The 20,508-nt window shown below is 43.7% G+C and carries 20 protein-coding genes and 1 other RNA gene; 10 read left to right on the top strand and 11 right to left on the bottom strand.

Annotated features, from left to right (window positions below; all coding sequences use genetic code 11):
• Window positions 1-615: 615 nt before the first annotated feature.
• Entirely contained in the window at window positions 616-2,250 is a 1,635-nt protein-coding gene (locus HMPREF1254_RS10835) for a phosphatase PAP2 family protein (protein ID WP_023058779.1), read from the bottom strand.
• Window positions 2,251-2,586: 336 nt separating this feature from the next.
• On the opposite strand from HMPREF1254_RS10835, the gene HMPREF1254_RS10830 reads away from it, so the two are divergent.
• The 3 genes from HMPREF1254_RS10830 to HMPREF1254_RS10820 all read left to right on the top strand — a co-directional run bounded on the left by HMPREF1254_RS10830 (window position 2,587) and on the right by HMPREF1254_RS10820 (window position 4,604).
• Entirely contained in the window at window positions 2,587-3,174 is a 588-nt protein-coding gene (locus HMPREF1254_RS10830; RefSeq protein WP_231385855.1) for a DUF4230 domain-containing protein, read from the top strand.
• Window positions 3,161-3,808 carry a DUF4230 domain-containing protein gene (locus tag HMPREF1254_RS10825; RefSeq protein ID WP_023058730.1) on the top strand — a complete coding sequence of 216 codons (648 nt, stop codon included), beginning with the start codon at window positions 3,161-3,163 and terminating at the stop codon, window positions 3,806-3,808. The genes HMPREF1254_RS10830 and HMPREF1254_RS10825 overlap by 14 nt, the downstream gene beginning before the upstream one ends.
• 199 nt (window positions 3,809-4,007) lie before the next feature.
• A complete protein-coding gene (locus tag HMPREF1254_RS10820; RefSeq protein WP_023058806.1) occupies window positions 4,008-4,604 on the top strand; it encodes an RNA polymerase sigma factor in 597 nt (198 codons plus the stop codon).
• Between the two features lie 85 nt (window positions 4,605-4,689).
• On the opposite strand, the gene rpe is transcribed toward HMPREF1254_RS10820, so the two are convergent.
• Window positions 4,690-5,367: a ribulose-phosphate 3-epimerase gene (rpe, locus tag HMPREF1254_RS10815; protein ID WP_023058741.1), complete on the bottom strand. Its 678-nt coding sequence runs from the start codon at window positions 5,365-5,367 to the stop codon at window positions 4,690-4,692.
• Between the two features lie 15 nt (window positions 5,368-5,382).
• Complete coding sequence (locus tag HMPREF1254_RS12430) at window positions 5,383-5,508, bottom strand: hypothetical protein (protein WP_023058819.1); 126 nt, start codon at window positions 5,506-5,508, stop codon at window positions 5,383-5,385.
• Between the two features lie 309 nt (window positions 5,509-5,817).
• On the opposite strand from HMPREF1254_RS12430, the gene HMPREF1254_RS10810 reads away from it, so the two are divergent.
• Together HMPREF1254_RS10810 and HMPREF1254_RS10805 are read left to right on the top strand one after the other, a co-directional pair.
• Window positions 5,818-6,516, top strand: a complete 699-nt coding sequence (locus HMPREF1254_RS10810) for a phosphoribosylanthranilate isomerase (protein WP_036878172.1) — start codon at window positions 5,818-5,820, stop codon at window positions 6,514-6,516.
• 2 nt (window positions 6,517-6,518) lie between these two features.
• On the top strand, window positions 6,519-7,121 hold the full coding sequence (locus HMPREF1254_RS10805) for a UpxY family transcription antiterminator (protein ID WP_023058737.1): 603 nt from the start codon (window positions 6,519-6,521) through the stop codon (window positions 7,119-7,121).
• 23 nt (window positions 7,122-7,144) lie between these two features.
• On the opposite strand, the gene bcp is transcribed toward HMPREF1254_RS10805, so the two are convergent.
• The gene (gene bcp, locus HMPREF1254_RS10800; protein WP_023058803.1) at window positions 7,145-7,594 is read right to left on the bottom strand and encodes a thioredoxin-dependent thiol peroxidase; all 450 of its coding nucleotides are present in this window, start codon (window positions 7,592-7,594) and stop codon (window positions 7,145-7,147) included.
• 530 nt (window positions 7,595-8,124) lie between these two features.
• Complete coding sequence (locus tag HMPREF1254_RS10795) at window positions 8,125-9,066, bottom strand: TIGR01212 family radical SAM protein (RefSeq protein ID WP_023058771.1); 942 nt, start codon at window positions 9,064-9,066, stop codon at window positions 8,125-8,127.
• 64 nt (window positions 9,067-9,130) lie between these two features.
• Here HMPREF1254_RS10795 and HMPREF1254_RS10790 point away from each other — a divergent pair, with 64 nt between their 5' ends.
• On the top strand, window positions 9,131-11,335 hold the full coding sequence (locus HMPREF1254_RS10790; protein ID WP_023058725.1) for a S9 family peptidase: 2,205 nt from the start codon (window positions 9,131-9,133) through the stop codon (window positions 11,333-11,335).
• 107 nt (window positions 11,336-11,442) lie between these two features.
• On the opposite strand, the gene HMPREF1254_RS10785 is transcribed toward HMPREF1254_RS10790, so the two are convergent.
• The 6 genes from HMPREF1254_RS10785 to HMPREF1254_RS10760 form a co-directional block, all read right to left on the bottom strand.
• Window positions 11,443-11,709 (bottom strand): PqqD family protein, encoded by a 267-nt coding sequence (locus HMPREF1254_RS10785; RefSeq protein WP_023058814.1) that lies wholly within the window; start codon window positions 11,707-11,709, stop codon window positions 11,443-11,445.
• Window positions 11,710-11,731: 22 nt separating this feature from the next.
• On the bottom strand, window positions 11,732-12,238 hold the full coding sequence (locus HMPREF1254_RS10780; RefSeq protein ID WP_023058759.1) for a S24/S26 family peptidase: 507 nt from the start codon (window positions 12,236-12,238) through the stop codon (window positions 11,732-11,734).
• A 68-nt stretch (window positions 12,239-12,306) separates the two neighbouring features.
• Entirely contained in the window at window positions 12,307-13,206 is a 900-nt protein-coding gene (locus HMPREF1254_RS10775) for a hypothetical protein (RefSeq protein WP_023058831.1), read from the bottom strand.
• 27 nt (window positions 13,207-13,233) lie between these two features.
• On the bottom strand, window positions 13,234-13,788 hold the full coding sequence (locus HMPREF1254_RS10770; protein WP_051331321.1) for a hypothetical protein: 555 nt from the start codon (window positions 13,786-13,788) through the stop codon (window positions 13,234-13,236).
• A gap of 73 nt (window positions 13,789-13,861) precedes the next feature.
• Window positions 13,862-14,725 carry a sigma-70 family RNA polymerase sigma factor gene (locus HMPREF1254_RS10765; protein WP_036878125.1) on the bottom strand — a complete coding sequence of 288 codons (864 nt, stop codon included), beginning with the start codon at window positions 14,723-14,725 and terminating at the stop codon, window positions 13,862-13,864.
• Between the two features lie 222 nt (window positions 14,726-14,947).
• Window positions 14,948-16,405, bottom strand: a complete 1,458-nt coding sequence (locus HMPREF1254_RS10760) for a Do family serine endopeptidase (RefSeq protein WP_023058783.1) — start codon at window positions 16,403-16,405, stop codon at window positions 14,948-14,950.
• A gap of 423 nt (window positions 16,406-16,828) precedes the next feature.
• Between HMPREF1254_RS10760 and rnpB the strand changes: the two genes are divergently transcribed.
• From rnpB to HMPREF1254_RS10745, 4 genes are all read left to right on the top strand, one after another.
• Window positions 16,829-17,193, top strand: an RNA gene (rnpB, locus tag HMPREF1254_RS11515) — RNase P RNA component class A.
• A 68-nt stretch (window positions 17,194-17,261) separates the two neighbouring features.
• Entirely contained in the window at window positions 17,262-18,623 is a 1,362-nt protein-coding gene (locus HMPREF1254_RS10755) for a YihY/virulence factor BrkB family protein (protein WP_023058715.1), read from the top strand.
• Window positions 18,624-18,737: 114 nt separating this feature from the next.
• Window positions 18,738-19,145 (top strand): YkvA family protein, encoded by a 408-nt coding sequence (locus tag HMPREF1254_RS10750; protein WP_023058767.1) that lies wholly within the window; start codon window positions 18,738-18,740, stop codon window positions 19,143-19,145.
• Window positions 19,146-20,021: 876 nt separating this feature from the next.
• Window positions 20,022-20,399, top strand: coding sequence for a desulfoferrodoxin (locus tag HMPREF1254_RS10745; RefSeq protein WP_023058785.1), 378 nt, complete (start codon window positions 20,022-20,024; stop codon window positions 20,397-20,399).
• Window positions 20,400-20,508: the final 109 nt, after the last annotated feature.

Here is a 20,508-nt window from a genome sequence, read left to right as displayed (position 1 = left end):
TGAATCGCACCAGCGCAAGAGAACTGAGCGAACATTTGTTCATTATTTTGCTCACTTTTAGTCCTTAAAATGGCCCTTCAGCACGCTCAATTTAGAGAAAAACAATAGGCACGGAGGATGCAAACAAGGTATCAACGACGCTGAAAAATCGTGTTTTTGCTGCAATGTTAATGAGTTTTTCGCTGAATAAACATCATTTCGCTTGGCAAGTTGTAGCTTATTGCTCGCCAAAAGCATGTGAATTCCTTGCTTAATTCAATGCTTTTGCCAGAAAAAAAGATGTTGATAGGTAGATAAAACATAAGGAAGACTCGCAAGCTGTTGTGTATGAACTATATACAAAGAATGCTCATGCTTGCCGTATTTGCAACACCCGGCATGTTTGTTTGCAAATACGCGAAATATGAACGTGTACGTTGTCAAGAAAATTCAGTAACGTTGGCAGTCATGATTTGTATAGGACCAACGAGCATATCTTTTGATAGAAAGGTGATGCTTAGATGGGGTTTTCAATGGATTAGTCCATCCTGTTGTACCAGGAATCGCCCACGGCGTTTTGATCGCTATTGCATGATAGGGGAGCGATTCCTCATGTTCAGTCGACTGTAACCAGGGTTAAAAATTAAATGCCATACCGAATGAAAAGCTGGGTTGGTGTATGGGGGTTCGACGTTTAAAGGTGTCAGTAAGATAAGTTCGTGTGCCATCCTGTGATTCTTGCACACGGTTCCTCAGTTCATACGTGTATTCGGGTTCAGCGTAGTCATAATTGACATCTGCCTTGAATGACATGCCATGCTTGTAGGCCCACGTCAAGGAGAGTCCCGTGCTGTATAGGGGCGTTTTGTTCGACTTGATTGTTAAAAACTTACCGTCATGGATGCCCTGTCCATCACCCAGGTTGTCTAACCATTTGGTCAACTCTTCCTTTTCTTCAGGATTCTTAAAATACTGTTTGTCATTTGCGGAAATTGGGATGAGGGCATTGCGTAGACCCTCAACATCAACATTGGTGATGGCATCGATGTCATAGTCAGTCGTGTGTCTTCTGCCAATCAGTACCTTGCTGCCTAAGCGTAATCGGCTGGTAAGGGGATAAGAGAAATAGACACCCGCACTGAAATCGAACATGCCTACATGATTGGATTCCAGTCCTACGAAGTTCACGAATCTCTCTTTTAAATCATCTTGCAGGCCATGTGCGTACATATTATATTTGAACCCATGGGACAAATCAACGGTAGCAGTAACAGGCATGGTCGTTACGCGAAGTCTACCGCCTACTCCGATGTAGTCGTTCAAGAAATAAGCACTCTCAACCGCAACGCCCATGCTGGCACCCAAGTTCAGTTTCAAGCCTAAAGGATGGCTCGAGTCTTGCGTGCTGCTTAGGGCATATGGTTGCATACTCTCATCATAGTGGTCGTATACTTCTGGTGCTTTGAAGCGTTGCATCCTGGGCGCCATGTCTATATTGATGGCAAAAAATGAGGGTCGGTTTAAAATGTTGGGTGTTATATCTTCTAAATTACTGCGGTACAGTCCTTTATCCTTGTATATCAGGTCACCCAGGGCATAGCCTATATCAGTGGCTAAAATACCTATTCCTGCTCCAACCAACACGTCGCTTACCCAATGCCTGTTGTTCAAAATGCGGCAAATGCCTGTTGCCGTGGCTACTGAATACCCTGCTATGCTGTACCATGGGCTACTCGTAAGTCCATATTCTTTGTGCAAGATGGTTGCGGCAGCAAACGCTGTAGCCGTGTGTCCTGATGGGAAAGAGTTGCGTGAACTGCCATCTGGGCGAAGCTCTTTTGTGGTGTGTTTCACTGTGTTGACTATTCCTGCCATCATGACAAACGACAAGGCGTTGCTTACCGCAAGACGTTGAAGTGAACTGCGTCCTTGAACGCCAGCCGTGTTCAGTACCCACGTTGTTAGCAGAGGGCTGTATTGTGCGTAGTTGTCCCAAGTGGTCTTGAACGTTGGTTGAAAATAATGTCGGAGAGAACGAAAGTCTTCTTTCCGAGATTTAACAATAAATCCCGAGGCGATGAATCCCAGTCCCATGTAAGTGAAATCCTGTTTCATTGCCTTCTTCGCATTGAAATTAGTAACAGGTGTGAGAATGGGGGATGGTGTTAATGCCGTAGTGTCTGTTACAGCGGGAAAAACGGCTTTCGATAGCAGCAAAAACAGCGTCACGCATACGATGAATTGACGTGAAACAGGGTGATGAATGTTCATTTAAGATGTTATAATAGTTGCTCACAGACCATTGTAGAATAATGGAATCTGTTTGAGTGTGCAAAGTTACATCATATTTTTGTAGTACACAACCAGATGGAAAATGAAGATGATAAATTTTGCATATTTCATGACATTATCAAATAATTTTTCTACTTTTGTACAACAAATATTACTCGATAATACGAAAATGCCATTGCTACACCATGTGGCTTTCAGCGTTTTCACCATCGTAACACGCACAAGACAAACATGCGATCATACCTATTTATCCTCAGTTGCATCATTGCTTTTTGCTCCTGTTCGCACAAAAAGACAGAAGAAAATATCAGTTCTATGGACACGATCCCAACCATGGTGATGCAGATACAAAAGTGTTCAAAACTATATACCACCGAAGTTCATGTTCACAAAATCATTACACATGACGACCAGCTGAAGCTCAACGGTTCTTTCATGAAGAAAGATTTCAGTATTAACCTGCCGTTGGGCAAGCGTAAGATTGCTATTCCGATGGATGCCACCCTGAAAGCCTACATTAATTTCAGTAATTTCAGCGAAGAAAACGTGCACAAGAAGGGGCAAAAGATTGAGATTATCCTGCCGGATCCTCGGGTGACACTCACGTCTACCCGCATTAATCATGAAGAAATTAAACAATATGTTGCCCTCACTCGTAGCAACTTCTCCGACGAAGAACTCGCCAGCTACAGTCAACAAGGGCGTGATGCCATCATCAAAGACATCAATTCACTGGGCATTATCGACCTGGCTCGTGAAAGTGCTGCCCGCACGTTGATACCGATGATTGAGCAAATGGGGTATCGTGAGGAAGACATCACCATCTCTTTCCGAAAGCAATTCACATTGGAAGACATCAAGACACTTCTCGACAAAACAACGATTGAACATGGAAACAAATAACAATAAAAGGCACAACTTGCTCAACTGCCTGTCTAAGATATCAAGGAAGACTATTTTTTTCGTGATTATGGTCTTGCTGTTGGTGGGCATTGTGTTGGTGTATCTTAATAAAGACAATAGGTTCGAACTGTCAAAGGATGACAAAATCAAGATTACTCCCACGCAGATACAGAGCATTCGTGACATTGGACAATGGGAGTTTTTGACCATCAACAACGAAGAAATCATCGATACCGTTAGGCATGGTTTCTTTGGTGATGCCGAATTGGTTCGTATTTATTATGGCACTTTGCGACTGGGGATTGATTTACAAGATGCAGGTGAAGATTTTATAGAGCCTCAAGGAGATTCTATCGTTGTAATGTTGCCACCCGTCAAGCTGTTGGATCACAACTTTATTGACGAGGCTCGCACTAAGTCTTTCTTTGAAAAGGGCGAGTGGAAGGCTAAAGATCGTGACGATCTTTACCGAAGAGCCTATCAAGCTATGATTGACCGATGCTTGACAACACCAAACATCAAGAGTGCAGAACGCAACGCCACCCGCCAGTTTTACCAGTTGATGAAATCCATGGGATTCGAAAACGTCATCATTCGTACCAAGCCATACACAACAGAAAAGCGCAGCCAATAAGCCATACTCGATAGCTAAATACACACAATAAAGCCCATGTTTAATTTCGGAGAGGTAAAGTTTCTTGCGTATATTTTCATGATATAATTTGGTAGAATCACCAAATTCGTTTAACTTTGTGCACATCTTGAAAGGTTTTATAACAAATAAATATCATTGCCTATAGATACACATTTACTTAGAATCAATTTTTAAGAAAATGAGGAAACTGAATGAGCTGTCAGATGAGGAATTGGCAGTAGCCTATATCAATGGTAATAACTACGCTTTTGATTTATTATTGTCGCGCAATCAGTCAAAGATATTCTCTTATATCCTGTTTGTTGTAAGAGATAGGGATGTGGCTGACGATGTCTTTCAAGAAACTTTTGTGAAGGTCATCACCAAGTTACAGCAGGGGAAGTATACCGTTACGGGTAAGTTTTGCGCATGGGTCATGCGCATTGCCCATAATATCATCATGGACATGTATCGCGAACAGAAATCTGAAAAGATTGTTGAGGCTACAGAAGACAATGACCTGTCAAACTTTGGCAGTAAGGAATTGTTGGACGAGAACATCGAGAGTAAGTTTGTCAACGAACAAATTCTCTGCGATGTCAAGAAGATGATGAACCTTTTGCCTACCGCTCAGCGTGAAGTGGTGTACATGCGATTCTATCAACAGCTGTCATTTAAAGAGATAGCTGCCACCACGAATGTAAGTATCAATACGGCTTTGGGGCGCATGCGTTATGCCATCATCAATCTGCGTAAGATGGCTCAGGAGCATCAGATGGAATTACGAATGATGTAATCAGGCCGTTCATGCACTCCATTTGAGCAAGAAGAATGCGAATTTGTCTTCTTCTTGCTCCATGATTATGTTAAGTTCTCGAGGGTCATTCTTCACTTTCTTGGCTTGCAGAAAGTGACTTCAATTGTTTAATAGTCTTCTCTGGATTCTCTGATTTGAATACATAGCTACCACTTACCAGCACGTCTGCTCCCGCTTGAACAAGTCGCGGAGCGGTTTCACCCTGTACACCTCCATCTACTTCAATAAGAGCTTCAGATCCGCATTCATCCATGAGTTTGCGGAGGCGCTTTACCTTGTTGAGGGTGTTCTCGATGAATGTTTGTCCACCAAAGCCAGGGTTGACGCTCATAAGCAGTACCAAGTCAACGTCACAGATGATGTCTTCCAACAGATGAACAGGCGTGGAAGGGTTTAGTACCACGCCGGCTTTCATGCCAGCCGCATGGATTTGCTGAACGGTACGGTGCAGATGGGTGCACGCTTCGTATTGAACGGACATGATGTAGGCACCAGCTTTGGCCGTTTGTTCGATGTATCGCTCGGGTTGTACAATCATCAAATGAACGTCGAGCGGCTTCTTACAGATTTTCGAGACGGCACTGATGACAGGGAAACCAAAAGATATGTTCGGCACAAACACGCCATCCATGACATCCATGTGAAGCCAGTCGGCCTCACTGCGGTTAATCATTTCGACGTCTGATTTGAGGTTCGTAAAGTCAGCCGATAGGAGGGAGGGAGAAATAAGAATGTTCTTCATTTGCGTTTTTGGGCATTAATTCAGACAATAGGATGTCTTCTTGTTGTCAATGTCTACTACCCTGTATGTACGAGCCAACTGTCTAATCAAGTTCAGCGTGACCTCCGAGGGGTTCAGTTCTTCCGGTGTAAAGTATTTCATAGGCTATATCTTTGATAATGTCTTTGTTAATATCATAACGTTCCAGCTATGTCTTTATTACATTATAGTATCAATTTTTTCGTGTGGCGTTTAATCATGAGCCTCTTATATAATAAGGTGAAAGCTGTTTTAGCGGCTCAAACCAGATTCATTTCACGCTCTTTCTGGCCTATTGTCGTCTTCTGTAGGCGTTTAGCGAGTGGGGTAAGAACGTCCAAATCTAATTTATATGAGTCACTTCAAGATGTTTGTCGAAATAAATTCGTACATTTGTCGAGTTCAACATCATTTTAACATTGAATGAACAAAATGAATATAAAAGTGTGCGGTATGCGTGATACCGACAACATTCGCGCCGTGTCAGCCTTAGACATCAATATGATGGGCTTCAACTTCATTCCCCATTCTCCTCGTTACGTGGAGATGATCAGCAGCATGGCTGGCATCATACCCGATTATAGTGAAGAACGATTGGCCAAAGGAATGCAAAAACAGGAACCTCAACCTGTCGCTAATCGCATTGAACGGGTGGGTGTGTTCGCAGACGACATGCCGCAGACCATCGTGACGCGCGTCTACAATTACAGTCTTGATTACGTTCAGTTGAACGGAAGTGAAAGCAGGGTGATGATAGAGAATCTGCTTCGCACGCTCAAACCAGACATCCAACCGAACATCAAGATTATCAAGACCTTGTCCCTAACGACCCAACAAGATTTGGAACAGTGTAAAGAGTTTGAGGGCGTAGTCGACCTGTTTCTTTTCGTTCCGTCTGCCGATGAAGAGAAATGCCAAGGTAAAAAGCCCGACTGGTCATTCTTGGAGAAGTACGAGGGGACTACGCCATTCTTGTTAGGAGGCAGCATTGGCCCCGAAGATGCGCAACACCTCAAGCAGTTCAATCATCCTTTGTTCGCAGGGGTTAACTTGAATCGTTGTTTTGAAACATCAACTGGCGTGAAAGATGTTGCGATGCTGTGTTCTTTTATCCAAGCAATACGGTCGTAGTTATGGAAAGCAAGCCAGATTGTCAACCGGGGGAAAATGCGTCATCAGTTTCCATCTTGCCTCAGCAGAGTGAAGAAGATACGGCACCATGGTTTGCCGCGAGGCTATTCATGTCAAAGCCTCAGTTGGTGATGGATTATCTGGATGAGCAGCACTTGCCGTATTTTATACCGATGGAGTATGTGGACGTTGAGGACAAAGACCATCACATCCGTCAACAACTGCGGCCTGTCGTTCGAAATTTGGTATTCATCAAGAAAAGCCAACCCGAAAAGAAAATACAGCAGTTGCTGACAGAGGCACCCTTCAAATCGTCTGTCATCCGCAAAAGCAAGGATGACAGTCGGTATTATGAGATTCCGGCCAAGCAGATGTTTGAGTTCCAAGCCATGTGCAATCCCGAGATTGCCATGCGTAAATTCTTAAGCGAGGAGCAAGCAAAATTAAAGCCAGGCACTCCTGTTTATGTCAAGTATGGCCCTCTGAAAGGCTTGAGCGGCAGGTTGGTCCGCAGCAACAAAAAGTATTTTCTCTTGAAGGAGATACCCTGTATGGGCGTGATGTTGAAGGTGGCCCGCTGGTGTTGCAAGCCTTTGCAGCCTTGATGAAACCACAAATTAATCCAGCATTAACCGAGTATCTGCTGGGCGTGTTCCTTTACCTTGATTTCTTTCGGCGTGATGATGCGCTCTATCTTTCCTTCCTCATCAATGATGAAGGTGGTGCGGAAGGTTCCCATGTACTTTCTTCCATACATGCTTTTCTCGCCCCAAACACCAAAAGCGTTGTTGAGTGTCTTTTCCGTGTCGGCAATCAGCGGGAAGGGTAGCTGGTGCTTCTCAATGAACTTCTTGTGCGATTTCTCGTCCTGCACGCTAACGCCTACCACTGCATAGCCTTGGGCTAAAAAGCGTTCATAGTTGTCGCGCAGGTTACAAGCTTCTGTAGTACATCCGGGCGTGCTGTCTTTTGGGTAGAAATACAGCACCAACTTCTTGCCTTTGAAGTCATCCAACTTCATTTCATTACCGTCTTGGTCGCGTCCCAATATCTCGGGCGCCTTGTCTCCTATCTTCATATCTGTATTGTTTTAAACATTCGGGTCTATGCCCGAGCGTGCGATGAATATTGATGTTACGAAGATAAGCAAAATATATGATATATCCTTTGTACGTTGCTCTTTTCTTTGAGTTTTCTGTATTTGTCCAATAAAATAAACAAAAAACTACCTTTGAAAAATCTCCAAATAGAAAAAATCAATAGGCCAACAGGGAGTAAGAATGCTCGTTTTTTGGGAAAAAAGGACGAACGGTGGTGCTAAAGCATGGAGATTATGCTGATAGATGTAGCTTTTTAAGTGCTAAGTGTCATGCCATTGAAGGACAATAGCTATGACTTTAGGCTCTTAAAGCAATGCTTTTGTTCCGTAAAAGCGTAGTGAACGGTCTGGAAATTAGGTGATGGCTCCGCAATAAATTGTGCTTCAATGAGATAGAAAAGTGAGTCATATTTCGCTTATTTGCGCCGTGCTGACCGTTTGCTTGTTTACAAGCGAAATATGAGCGGGGTGTTGTCAAGAAAATTCAGCATTGAAGAAGATTGCGAACATCATTCAACATCCATGGTGATATTTGCGGATGGATGCCATAACTTTCCTTGCCATGTGTTCCTTTCAATCATTCTTTGGGTCAACAAATTCATCCATTCATACGGCTTCAGTCCCCATTTAGGTGCAACAACCCTGTCGGCAGGTGATGTGCTGACAAAGCGTTCGAGTACCAAATCATTTCGAAGACGCTCTATGTAGCGGATGATGACGTCAAGATATTGGTCTACCGTGTAGGTGTGGAATGGGGCTTCAGCGTACTGTTGAGCCAGTTGCGTGTGCTGTATCACCTGCATTTGGTGAATTTTCAGCACATCGATGGGTAGCGATGAGATAATGGGAGCTTGCCCAATGCTGTCTTCGGCCGACTCGCCCGGCAGTCCGATGATGACGTGTGCGCCTGTCAGGATGCCCCGCCCGTGTGTCCTTTCAATGGTCGCTTTGCTGCATTCAAAGGTGTGTCCTCGGTGAATGCGCTGCAACGTGTCGTTGTTGGTCGTCTCTACACCATATTCTATTAAGAGAAAAGTCTGCTTGTTCAGTTGTTCCAAATAGTCCAACAGTTGGTCGCTCATGCAGTCGGGACGGGTTCCTATGACGATGCCCACCACGTCTTCCACCTGCAAAGCCTCCTCATACATGCGCTTGAGTGATTCGATAGAAGCGTAAGAATTGGTGTAAGCTTGGAAGTAAGCGAGGTATTTCATGCCGTGATACTTGCGCGAGAAGAACGCCTTTCCATCTTCCAACTGTTCTTGAATGTTCTTCCTGGGGTTGCAATAAGAGGGATTGAACGCTCGGTTGTCACAGTAAATGCAGCCGCCTGTTGACAGTTTGCCGTCCCGATTAGGGCAGGTAAAGCCCGCGTCAACGGAAATCTTCTGCACCGGACCATCAAAATACGTGCGAATCCACGAGCCAAAGTCACGATATAATTGTTTCATTCACTTGCAAAAATACGCAAAATTGCCTATCTTTGCAATCATTAGCATTAAGAAATCAAGCAGAATGAAGAAGATTATTTTAGGGATTATAGCATTGTTTATGGCAACCTCAACCATCCATTCGGCCGAACGAATCACGCTGAAAGCCATCCAAGATGGTGCCTTTGCGGCAGAGCGTTTGAGCGGAATCAAACCCATAGCGGGTACCGACCAGTATGCAAGAATCAGCAAAGACGGCAAACGTGTTGTCAGGTACTCGTTCAAGACGGGGAAGCAGACAGCCGTGCTGTTTGACGTGAACCATACGATGGGTTCGAAAATCGATTCGTTCGACGGGTACATCCTCTCGCCGGACGGTGCGAAAATGCTCATCCAGACTAAGACCGAACGTATTTATCGCCGTTCGTTCAAGGCACAATATTATATCTATACCATTGCCAGTACGAAGTTGGAACCCCTTTCGGAGGGAGGACCGCAGCAGGTTCCGGTGTGGTCGGCAGACAGTAGGCAGATTGCTTTCGTGCGCGACAATAACATCCATCTCATTAAACTCTTGTACGACAACGCCGAAAGTCAGGTCACGAAAGATGGTAAGTTTAACGAAATCATCAATGGAGTGCCTGATTGGGTGAATGAAGAAGAGTTTGGACACAATCTTTCGTTCTGCTTCAACGCCGACGGAACCAAGATCTGTTGGATTAAATACGACGAGTCTAAAGTGAAGAGTTATGCCTTGCAGCTTTTCAAGGGCTTGCAACCCGAGCAGCCTCAATATGCTGATTACCCGGGACTATATACTTATAAATATCCAAAGGCTGGTCAGGACAATTCAAAGGTGACGGTGTGGAGCTATGATGTGAAGAGTCATCAAACCCGCCAGTTGCAGGTTCCGTTGGATGCTGATGGTTATGTTCCCCGCATCAAGCCAACGACTGATCCCAACAAGATTATCGTTTACACCTTGAATCGCCATCAGGACGAAATGCATTTGTATGCCGTTAACCCATCGAGTACCGTGGCTACGCTGTTGATCAAGGAGCGTGTTCCGAAGTATGTCAAGGAAGAGGCTATGGAAGGTGTCATCATTGGTGAGAACAGCATCCTGCTGCCCAGCGATCGGGACGGGTACATGAAAGGATATTTGTATAACATGAACGGTCAGATGATTAGAACCATCGGGGATGGTTCCTACGACATTACAGCCTGGTATGGCTACGACGAAAAGACCGGCGATGTTTTCTATCAGGCTGCCGCACTGAATGCACACGACCGTCAGATTTATGTTTCGCATAAGAACGGTAAGACCGATCGACTGACGCAACAGCAGGGTTGGAACGTTGCGCAGTTCTCTGGCGACTATCAGTATTTCATCAATACATGGAGCGATTACGATCATCCGTATGTGTACACCGTTCGGGACAGAAAAGGAAAGGTGATGTCCACGCTGATTGACAACGCGTCATTGCGGAAAAAAATAGCGAACTACGGTTGGACACCCAAGGAAACATTTTCTTTCACCACGTCTGAAGGCGTAAAGTTGGATGGATGGATGGTGAAGCCAGCTCAATTCAATGCTTCTAAACAATATCCGGTTATCCTCTTTCAGTATAGCGGACCGGGCAGCCAACAAGTGACCAACTCCTGGAATGCGGGTTCCATGGGGCAGGGAGGTGCTTTTGATTATTACCTGGCACAACAGGGTTTCATTGTTGTTTGTGTTGATGGCAGAGGTACTGGCGGCAGAGGTTCTGAGTTTGAGAAAGTGGTTTATCAGCGGTTAGGAGAATTAGAATCCAAAGATCAGGTGGAAACAGCCCTGTGGCTTGGCAAGCAGTCGTACGTTGACAAGAATCGCATTGGCATCTGGGGATGGAGCTATGGCGGCTTCAATACATTGATGAGCATGAGCGAGGGGCGTGGTGTGTTCAAGGCTGGTGTTGCCGTAGCGCCTCCTACCAATTGGAAGTTTTATGACACGGTTTATACAGAGCGATACATGCGAACACCTAAAGAAAATCCCGATGGATATGCCGTTAACCCGATAGAGCGGGCGATGCAGCTGCACGGTGCCTTATTGATTTGTCATGGTTTGGCCGATGATAACGTGCATCCGCAAAACACATTTGAGTATGCAGAGGCGTTGGTTCAGGCAGACAAAGACTTTAAAGAGATTTATTATACCAATCGCAATCATAGTATTTATGGCGGTAACACCCGCAATCACTTGATGCGGCAGATAGCAAACTTCTTTATTGACGAACTGAAATAACCCAATCGGGTGGTCTGTTGATTGAACGTTTGTAAACAGTAACGCCATGGCATAGACATTTGTCTTATCGCCATGGCGTTACTGGTTAATAGATGAGAGAGAATGAACTATTCGCAAATTCCAGCTTCGAGCCATTGGTTGGCCAAGACTTGTGCGTCTTTGCGAGCCGTCTGTTCGTCTACATCATACTCTTGCATAAGCAATTTTACCAAATCGTCAACGGTAAAATCTTTGTCCTGAATGGCATTCCACAAGTAAGCTGAGGTTTCATTCATGGATATGATATTACTGAAGTCGATGTTTTCTCTACCTTCTGCAACGATGACTTGCTCACCACAAACGTTGCGTAGATTGAATCCTGTTTTTGCTTTCATATTATTTATTATTGTTTTCTGATTAAATAGGCCCAAATAGCGGAATCCATATTCTTCTGTACGCAGCCAACAGGTAGCGTCTGATGGGATAAAGAGCCGTCCAAATGTGCGAATAGGTGCGCCATTTGATACCGTTGGTCTTATCGAGTTTGGCGCGGCCTTTGCGGTAAAAGCCAATCACATACCCATGTACGTCATTGACATGGCAAACCTCTGTGCCTAAGTTTCCGTCTCCTCTTAGTGTGACCGTTTCTCCTTGAATCTTGATGATTCGGTGCAAGACATAATGCTTAGGGGCTGTTTCTGCTAAAACCGCATCACCCACTTGTATGTCTTTAGCCTTGGACAGGAGTGCTTTGTCACGATTGTCCTCAAGGAAAGGGCGCATGCTGAAGCCTCTCAATTGCAAAGTTACCGTATGCCCTTCTTCCAACAGCTTGATAACTTCAGGGAGAAGCTTACGGTTCTCAATCTGCAACTCTTTAGCAGCAGGTTGATGACTATGCGTTTTTGGGGAAATTGAAGACATGGTCACTCTCTTTTGTTATCCTCCTTTTATTGTTTTGCAATAGCCTTATGGCAAACGTTATCCTCCTTTTATTGTTTTGCAATAGCCTTATGGCAAACTTCGGCAGCCTCTTTGTTGGGGAGACAGTGCAGGATGTAGATGCCAGTTGTTTCGATAATGTGGGTGACGGTGTCACAGATGCGGTTGAATATGTCTTTGTCCCATTTCATCATGGAGCATGAAACGAGCATGGAGGCAAAGGCTTCGACGGGTTTAAGTGGCTCAATGCTGTTTGCACTGGCACGGTCTATTTGTGTGATGGCACCCAATTTGGCTTTCACATTTCTATAACAAGGCGTCTTCCCGCTCCACGGACTGCCATAAATATAGGGCTTGCCGTCAATCATTCTGATGACGGGATTGTCGTCGTTCATCAAGTCGCATCCTTCAAGATATCGCAACCACATGCTCACTTGTGTACTTTTTCCAGTTCCACTCTTGGCGATAAAGGCATATCCATAGCCTGCCTGTCGAACCAGTGAAGCGTGAATGAGGAGGGTTTCTTTGCGGCTTCCTGCAAAAGCAAAGATTAACATAAGTGCGTTACTCAGTCCAAAACAGCGCATGTTATAGTTGCCATTGAGTGCGCACTTGCAGTGTTTGAAGTCTTTGTCGGTTTGTAGCATGCAGCAATCTGCACCCTTTACATTCTTAATAATATACTGATAGCCGCCGTTGTCAAGCAAATCTACTGTGGTATCGCCATTCCCTGTTTCGAACTTTCTGATGAGTTCGCGCTTGTCTTTGGCGATGGGTTTCAGATTGTCATCTATTGTCAGTTCAAAAAAAAGCTCATCATCTTCTCCGAATTTTTCACTTCTGAAAGGTTCGAAAGAAGGGATGAGGTGCATATTATTCTTCTGTGATGGAAGAAAACTGATACAGAGATGATGGTCAGCTATGGTGAAATAATTTGTTTGCAAGTCCATGAACGCTGGTTTTCTTCAGGAAAAAATCTATTGTTTTGTATCTTTAGCTGCCGCAGGATGGTTCGTTTCAATGATTCCTTTCTCAGGCAATCTTTGTTTTCTTTTAGCTTGTTTCTTAGCTATCTTTGCCGCTTTTTTAGCCTCTTTGGCTTTTCTTTTAGCCGCTTTTTCTTGTTCCAAGTCGCTTGCCTGTGGCATTATGCCTTGATATCTGAAGTTTGATGCTGTAATATATTTGATGGTATACTTTCCACTCTTCTCATATTTCTTCCGCATGGAAAGATATTTTTTTTCAATCTTCTTCTGATCTTTGGCGAAAGTTGTGATGCAAGTGGGGTTTACAGCACCGATGGAACGTAGGTAATTTTGCAGTTGATAGGAATAATTCTCTCTGCTGAACAAGAAGTTTGATTTGCCAATATAGGCCGAATCGACATATTGTATCTCCGTCATGTAGATGGTAGAATCGTTAAACGATGCAGCGAAACCGAACATGTGTGTGCCTGTTGTTTCTTTTGCGGCATTGACATGCATCGAAATCACAATGGTGAAAATAATCAATATGAGTTTTCTGACTTTCATTTTTCTAACTGTAAAGATGCTTTTCCATAGGTGAAATAGCATCTAAAAAAATAATCTTTTTACCTGTTTACACTCATCTGCCTAAGTAGGCTTTGAGCTGTTTACTCTTCGTATTTTGTCTGAGCCGGCGTAAAGCCTTCTCCTTGATCTGTCTGACGCGTTCGCGTGTTAGACCAAATTTATCCCCAATTTCTTCCAGTGTCATCTCTCTTTGATTGATACCATAGAAACATTCGATGATGTTCCGTTCACGTTCATTCAGGACATTCAATGCACTGGCAACCTCTTCTCGCAATGATTCCATCACCAACTCGTTGTCTGCCATGGGTGATTCTGTGTTGGGAAGCACGTCTAAGAGACTGCTATCCGCTCCTTCCATGATGGGTGCGTCCACGGAGATGTGCTTGCCATTGACTTTCATGGCCTCTACAATCTTGTCTTCTGGTAGGTCTATCTGGTCAGATATCTCGTCAACATTTGGTCTTCTTTCGTGTTCTTGCTCGAATTTATTCAGAATCCGATTGATTTTGTTGACCGAGCCTACTTGATTCAAAGGAAGCCTTACGATTCTACTTTGTTCGGCTATAGCTTGCAAGATGCTTTGTCTAATCCACCAAACGGCATACGAAATAAATTTAAACCCACGTGTTTCATCAAATTTTTCTGCGGCCTTGATCAGTCCCAAGTTACCTTCATTAATCAAATCGGGCAAACTTAAACCTTGATTCTGGTACTGCTTTGCCACTGAAACCACAAATCTCAAATTGGCTTTGGTCAACTTCTCTAATGCTTTTCTGTCACCTTTTTTGATGCGTTGAGCCAATTCAATTTCTTCTTCAATGGAGATTAGGTCTTCATGTCCAATCTCTTGAAGATACTTGTCGAGAGCAGCACTTTCCCGATTCGTAATTGATTTTGTGATTTTCAGTTGTCTCATTGTTGGTTTGCCCAATTTGATGGATAGTTGCAAATGTAGTTGTTTTCAATGGAATGAACAAATTTTGTCCCATAAAAATACTTTTATAATTCCGATTTTAGAACAAATGATGTTGTCCATGGCAAGTATGTATATAAAGAAGAAGAGAATGCATGTGTGGAAACTTGCATTCTCTTCTTATCAAAAATCTCATTAGCGAGATTCTCAACTTTGTTTGAGAGATTATGGATTAACCGTCACAGCAAAGTAGTCTCTCTTGCCAGAAGGCCAGATACCCTTGATGTAAAGCACGGGATCTTTGCTTGTTGATGCCTTTTTTACGGCAGTTTGCAAGTCCTCTAATGACTTCATTGGCATGTCATTCACTTCCATAATGATGAAACCTTTCGAGATACCGGCCTCTTTTAGTGCCCCATTATTAATCTTAATCACTTCCAATCCGTAGCTCGTGCGCATCTGTTGCTTCTGTGCAGAGGTTATTTCTCTGAAGTTTCCTCCAAGCACATCAAGGTCTGCCACCTTAACAATGCTTGTGTTGCCCTGTGCGTTTTTCAGTGTAACGGTCTTGGTATTCTTTTTCTTGTTGTGCAGATAAGTGATGGTTATCTTCTCGCCAGGCCGCTTGCTGTAGATAATTTCCTGCAACTCGGCCATCTTGTTGATCTTTTTTCCATCCAGATTGGTAATGACGTCGCCTTCTTGCAGGCCAGCTTCAGCACCCGCTCCTTCGCTCTCAACCTTGGCAACGTATACGCCAGAGTTGGTTCCCAGGTCCACATCCTTGTCCTGGTCTTTTTGCATGTTGATGTAGTTCAACATGTCTTGTCCTTGAATTCCGAGCATTGCACGCTGCACAGTTCCAAATTTCTTGAGGTCGCTCACCACTTTGTTCATGATACTTGTCGGGATAGCGAATCCATAACCGGCATACGAACCCGTTTGAGAATACAGCATAGCATTGATGCCTACCAGCTCTCCTTGTGCGTTAACCAGGGCACCACCCGAGTTGCCAGCGTTGATGGCAGCATCGGTTTGGATAAAGCTTTCAACACCATTGGCATACAGGGATCTTGCTTTTGCACTGACAATTCCGGCCGTTACCGTATTGTTTAGTCCAAATGGGTTGCCAACGGCAATGACCCATTCGCCAATTTTCAGTTTGTCAGAGTCACCAATGGGGAGGGTAGGAAGTTTGCTGCCTTCAATTTTGATGAGTGCCAGGTCGGTCGTTTTGTCCGTACCTACCACTCTTGCTGAAAATTCTCTGTTGTCTGTCAATGTGACAGTTAGTTCATCAGCACCCTCAACTACATGGTTATTCGTAACGATATATCCATCTTCTGAAATCAGTACGCCCGAACCAGTTGCTCTCTTCGGTGGAGTTTGCATTTGTCGCTTTTGTGTTCCACCTTGTCCTTGTCCGAAGAAATCGAATGGAAAGCCAAAGAAATCAGAGAATGGATTGCTAGGTACTTCCACAGTTGTGGTCTTTGAGTTCTGTACATATTTGATGTGAACCACTGCCGGCAACGCTTTATCAGCAGCATAAGTTAAGTCTACTGGTTGTCCTGCAGCGGGAACTTGATCGCCAGCTGCGTTCACCTTAATAAACGAGCCGGCTGAAAAAGCAAGTGCGATGAGGCACATTGCTGTTAGCAAATAGTTAGAATACTTTTTCATTTAAATATGATTTAATTGTTCTTTATTTCTTTCTTCGAGAATGTTCTGCCTTCAAAGCGGCAAGCAATATTCTGTCATTTGTTTATAACTGATGCAAATTTAAGCGCAAAAAACGTTAATCTGCCATTTTGTCCTGTTTCTTTATTCCAATTTAACAATTCGATTTAACACATTAACGGCTCTTAAGTCATTGTCATGTGTTTTTACAAATATTGAAGATTCCAGGGCATTTATTTTTCAATTATCTTCAAAGATTTAGGTTCGTCCACACGATTAAGCGATGACCATGTCAGACGTTTGGACACATGTGTATAATGGTTTTCTGTTGGTGTGCTTCCTTTTAGCAATTCAATGACCCAGAAGTAAAAACTTTTTGTTTCCACACTTCATCTCTGTATTTTTTACTATCTTTGCGCTCATAAGTAAGTGTTCCGGCTCTGCCGCTGGTATCTTTTGGATGCGAGAGGAAAGTCCGGGCAACACAGGACGCTCCACTTCTGAAAATAGAAGCTATTGGTGACAGTAGGTGTCGGTAGAAGAGAATAACCGCCCGCAAGGGTAAGGGTGAGAAGGTGGTGTAAGAGACCACCAGCTGATGGGTGATCATCAGGCTGTACCATCTGGAGGTTGCAAGTTCGCGTATACCATTGTTTGAAGGTTGTCCGCCTGAACGTTCGCGTACAATGGAGGGTAGAATGCTAGAGTTGGAGGGTGACTTCCAACGTAGATAAATGGCAGAGCGCCAACATCGTTGGTTACAGAACCCGGCTTATAGGAACACTTCTTATTTTTATGATATCAAATCACATCATCAAGGCATGACACGAGAGCTTTGTCTTGTAATGAAGTAAAATCTATGAACAAGTATATACAGCAAGTTAAGCGCTTCCTGACGGTAGATATCTGGCGCATTACCCCCAAAGACGTGTCGCCTTTGCAATATCTGCTCATCAGCATCGTCAAAAAACTATCATTGGCCGTTAAGTTCTTCTTCACTAAAGGAACCAGCGACTTAGCTGCCGCACTGACCTATTCCACATTGTTGGCCCTTGTTCCAATCTGTGCGGTTGTGTTTGCTGTGGCGCGAGGTTTTGGTTTTTCTAAGTACATCGAAGAGTGGTTCCGCAATGCCTTGTCAGGGCAGTCACAAGCAGCCGAAATCATTATTGGCTTCGTCAATTCGTATTTGGTGCACACGCAGAGTGGCGTCATCCTTGGCGTTGGCTTGCTCTTCATGTTGTGGACGGTGCTTCGGCTGACGCGAACCATTGAGCAAACATTCAACAACATTTGGCAGGTCAAGCACGAACGCACACTGTTTCGCACCGTCACCGACTATCTTGCCATGGTGTTTTTGATGCCCATCTTGATAGTCTTGATTTCGGGTATCTCCATCTTCATGACCGCATTTGTCGACCGTGCGCAAGGCTATATGCTGCTCGCACCCATGTTGCAGATAGGGTTGAAGGTTATGCCTTTTATCATCATGTCATGCGTGTTCATCGGCTTGTACGTCTTTATGCCCAACACCAAAGTCAAAATTACCGCAGCCATCGTGCCAGGCATCCTCGCCGGCGTGGCCATGCAGGTGCTTCAGTTATTTTATATCCATGGCCAGATGCTGCTGTCCAGTTACAATGCCATTTACGGATCGTTTGCCGCACTGCCATTGTTCATGCTCTGGGTGCAAATTTCGTGGACCATTTGTTTGTTTGGCGCGCAACTGTGCTACACCAATCAGAACTTGGAAGATTTAGCCTTTATGGCCAATCCAAATGAAATCAGTCATCGCTATCGGCTCTTGATGAGTGCTGTGTTGCTCAGTAAAATATGCAACCGATTCGTTGAGGGGAAGAAACCCTATACCGCTCTTGAATTAAAACTGGAAACAAACATTCCGATTCGCGTCACCAACGACTTGTTGTACAATTTGGTGCAGGTGAATCTCATCAATTCGAGCGTTTGCCATGAAGATCATGATGGCGACTTAATCTACCAGCCTGCACAGACGTTGGATCATATAACGGTAGGCGACATGGTCGATAAATTGGAAGCATTGGGGCGGTGGGACATGCAACTTGATTTGCACGAACAACTCACTTCAACGGATTGGAAGCATCTGTTCGATTTGCGCAAAACCTATTTGGATCAGTTGCGGGATGTTCCAATCAGGGTGTTGTTTCCCCAAGAAGTCATGCAAACAAATAATAATGCGTGAAAATACCCGTTATTTAATTAGGTATTGGTATCTTACCAACCAATTATAAACTAAATGATTGTTGAGTTTAATCTGCTTCATCATTATAACAGTAGAAAGGATTAACGTATGGAAATGAATTTGCCAGATTTTATGAAGTATAAAGACAAGTTCTCTAACTCTGGTTTTGTCGAAAAAATATCACGCATTGCAAAGCGTGCGGGTGCAAAGCTTGTCTATGCCGCACTCATTCTTTATTACACCTTAGAGAACGACAAGGTGTCGGTTAGGGATAAAGCCATCATTATTGGAGCGTTGGGCTATCTCATCAGTCCGCTTGATGTTGTGCCAGATGCCATTCCCATTGCGGGTCTCAGTGACGACTTGGCGGTATTGATTTACGTACTCCATAAGGTTTGGGGGGATGTGTCTGACGAGGTTAAGCAAAAGGCCAAGGCAAAAATGAATCAGTGGTTCGACCTTGATGAAATCACCTCTGCCGACGATATTTTTACTGAAAAGCCCGAAGACACGCCTGTTTAGAAAGCTGTACAGCTTTTAGATACATTAAAAATCAGTAGGACAGGAGTTCACTTTGAGGTGCTAAAAAATCATAGATGGAATCCAAAAACTTGAAAGAAGTAAGTCTATTTTTGGTTCGTGTCACATAGCCGCTTTTCATTTCACCGTGTTACACCTTTTTTACTGTCACGCATGCAAACGTGTATACAGACTGAATCTGTGGCCCGTGTATAATGAATTTTCTTGACAACCAACATCTCTGTGCTTGGCGTATTTGCAAGTAGTACTATCTGTTGTTGCAAATAAGCCAAGCACGAGCTGGTTTTGTATGTGTTTATGAGTCAGAACGTTATGTGAAAACTGGCATCCTTTGTGCTTGTCTTTCATGTGCTTTCTTGCCAAAAGCATTGTTTTAAGGTGCTAATGTGTATGCTCTTGTGAGGCAATCACCTATCTATTATGCTGCAAAGTGTTGTTTCTATTGGAATAAAAGCATTGCTTTTCCCCGTTAATAGCCAATTTTTCCAACCAAATCTCTTTTGTTTGATTCCTCTGTACCTATCGTTTTTCTCTATAATGAAAGTTTTCATGTGCCGTTTTAAGGGCAAAAAACGGTTAAAAAACCGTACATTTCTTGAGCCTTGTGTCCCGTGATACATCCTCGTTTTTGTGTGGTTATCAGGGACAAGATTATCGTTTTACTCAACTATTTATGGTATCAGTCCAAGTACAAACAGTCGTTGTGCTTATTTTACGAGGAGAAAATGAAATAGGGTAGAGGCATCAAGGCAAGATAAAAGAAGATGTATAATTTGTATTTTTTTCACATTGTTATTGTTGTACCATTCTTTTATTTTCAGTATCTTTGTGACATCAACATTATAGAATACTAAGATTATGACAAAAAGAAATGAAATTTACAGATGTGAAAAAAGTGGTAATATGGTAGAAGTGGTGAATGAGGCTGCTGGCGAACTTACCTGTTGTGGTGCTCCAATGACACTTTTGAAAGAGAACACCGTTGACGCTGCTACGGAAAAGCACGTTCCTGTGATCGAAAAGATAGAAGGTGGCTACCGCGTAACCGTGGGTGAGGTAGAGCATCCTATGACGGAAGGACACTACATCCAGTGGATAGAGCTGATTACACCGACAGAAGTTCTTCGCAAATATCTTACACCATCAGACAAACCTGTGGCTGAGTTCAAGACCTGTGCGAAAGAAGTTTGTGCACGTGAATACTGCAATCTGCACGGTTTGTGGAAAGCTGAATAAGACATTGATTTGTCTTTCGCTTTGAATCATATAAAAAGAGACAATCACCAGCGTGGTTGTCTCTTTTCTTTCACTTTCATTTTTTCTTATTCTGTAAGGCTGAAAAACG

This window comes from Prevotella sp. BV3P1 (genome assembly GCF_000479005.1).
GTDB lineage: Bacteria > Bacteroidota > Bacteroidia > Bacteroidales > Bacteroidaceae > Prevotella.
The sequence above is the reverse complement of the archived record's forward strand: the minus strand, read 5'-3'. Positions and strand labels throughout refer to the sequence as shown.

What these genes read in the sequence shown, in the direction of transcription:
- HMPREF1254_RS10835 (WP_023058779.1), bottom strand. Translation starts at nt 2,250, where the DNA reads ATGAACATTCATCACCCTGTTTCACGTCAATTCATCGTATGCGTGACG.
- HMPREF1254_RS10830 (WP_231385855.1), top strand. Translation starts at nt 2,587, where the DNA reads ATGGACACGATCCCAACCATGGTGATGCAGATACAAAAGTGTTCAAAA.
- HMPREF1254_RS10825 (WP_023058730.1), top strand. Translation starts at nt 3,161, where the DNA reads ATGGAAACAAATAACAATAAAAGGCACAACTTGCTCAACTGCCTGTCT.
- HMPREF1254_RS10820 (WP_023058806.1), top strand. Translation starts at nt 4,008, where the DNA reads ATGAGGAAACTGAATGAGCTGTCAGATGAGGAATTGGCAGTAGCCTAT.
- rpe (WP_023058741.1), bottom strand. Translation starts at nt 5,367, where the DNA reads ATGAAGAACATTCTTATTTCTCCCTCCCTCCTATCGGCTGACTTTACG.
- HMPREF1254_RS12430 (WP_023058819.1), bottom strand. Translation starts at nt 5,508, where the DNA reads ATGAAATACTTTACACCGGAAGAACTGAACCCCTCGGAGGTCACGCTG.
- HMPREF1254_RS10810 (WP_036878172.1), top strand. Translation starts at nt 5,818, where the DNA reads ATGAATATAAAAGTGTGCGGTATGCGTGATACCGACAACATTCGCGCC.
- HMPREF1254_RS10805 (WP_023058737.1), top strand. Translation starts at nt 6,519, where the DNA reads ATGGAAAGCAAGCCAGATTGTCAACCGGGGGAAAATGCGTCATCAGTT.
- bcp (WP_023058803.1), bottom strand. Translation starts at nt 7,594, where the DNA reads ATGAAGATAGGAGACAAGGCGCCCGAGATATTGGGACGCGACCAAGAC.
- HMPREF1254_RS10795 (WP_023058771.1), bottom strand. Translation starts at nt 9,066, where the DNA reads ATGAAACAATTATATCGTGACTTTGGCTCGTGGATTCGCACGTATTTT.
- HMPREF1254_RS10790 (WP_023058725.1), top strand. Translation starts at nt 9,131, where the DNA reads ATGAAGAAGATTATTTTAGGGATTATAGCATTGTTTATGGCAACCTCA.
- HMPREF1254_RS10785 (WP_023058814.1), bottom strand. Translation starts at nt 11,709, where the DNA reads ATGAAAGCAAAAACAGGATTCAATCTACGCAACGTTTGTGGTGAGCAA.
- HMPREF1254_RS10780 (WP_023058759.1), bottom strand. Translation starts at nt 12,238, where the DNA reads ATGTCTTCAATTTCCCCAAAAACGCATAGTCATCAACCTGCTGCTAAA.
- HMPREF1254_RS10775 (WP_023058831.1), bottom strand. Translation starts at nt 13,206, where the DNA reads ATGGACTTGCAAACAAATTATTTCACCATAGCTGACCATCATCTCTGT.
- HMPREF1254_RS10770 (WP_051331321.1), bottom strand. Translation starts at nt 13,788, where the DNA reads ATGAAAGTCAGAAAACTCATATTGATTATTTTCACCATTGTGATTTCG.
- HMPREF1254_RS10765 (WP_036878125.1), bottom strand. Translation starts at nt 14,725, where the DNA reads ATGAGACAACTGAAAATCACAAAATCAATTACGAATCGGGAAAGTGCT.
- HMPREF1254_RS10760 (WP_023058783.1), bottom strand. Translation starts at nt 16,405, where the DNA reads ATGAAAAAGTATTCTAACTATTTGCTAACAGCAATGTGCCTCATCGCA.
- HMPREF1254_RS10755 (WP_023058715.1), top strand. Translation starts at nt 17,262, where the DNA reads ATGAACAAGTATATACAGCAAGTTAAGCGCTTCCTGACGGTAGATATC.
- HMPREF1254_RS10750 (WP_023058767.1), top strand. Translation starts at nt 18,738, where the DNA reads ATGAATTTGCCAGATTTTATGAAGTATAAAGACAAGTTCTCTAACTCT.
- HMPREF1254_RS10745 (WP_023058785.1), top strand. Translation starts at nt 20,022, where the DNA reads ATGACAAAAAGAAATGAAATTTACAGATGTGAAAAAAGTGGTAATATG.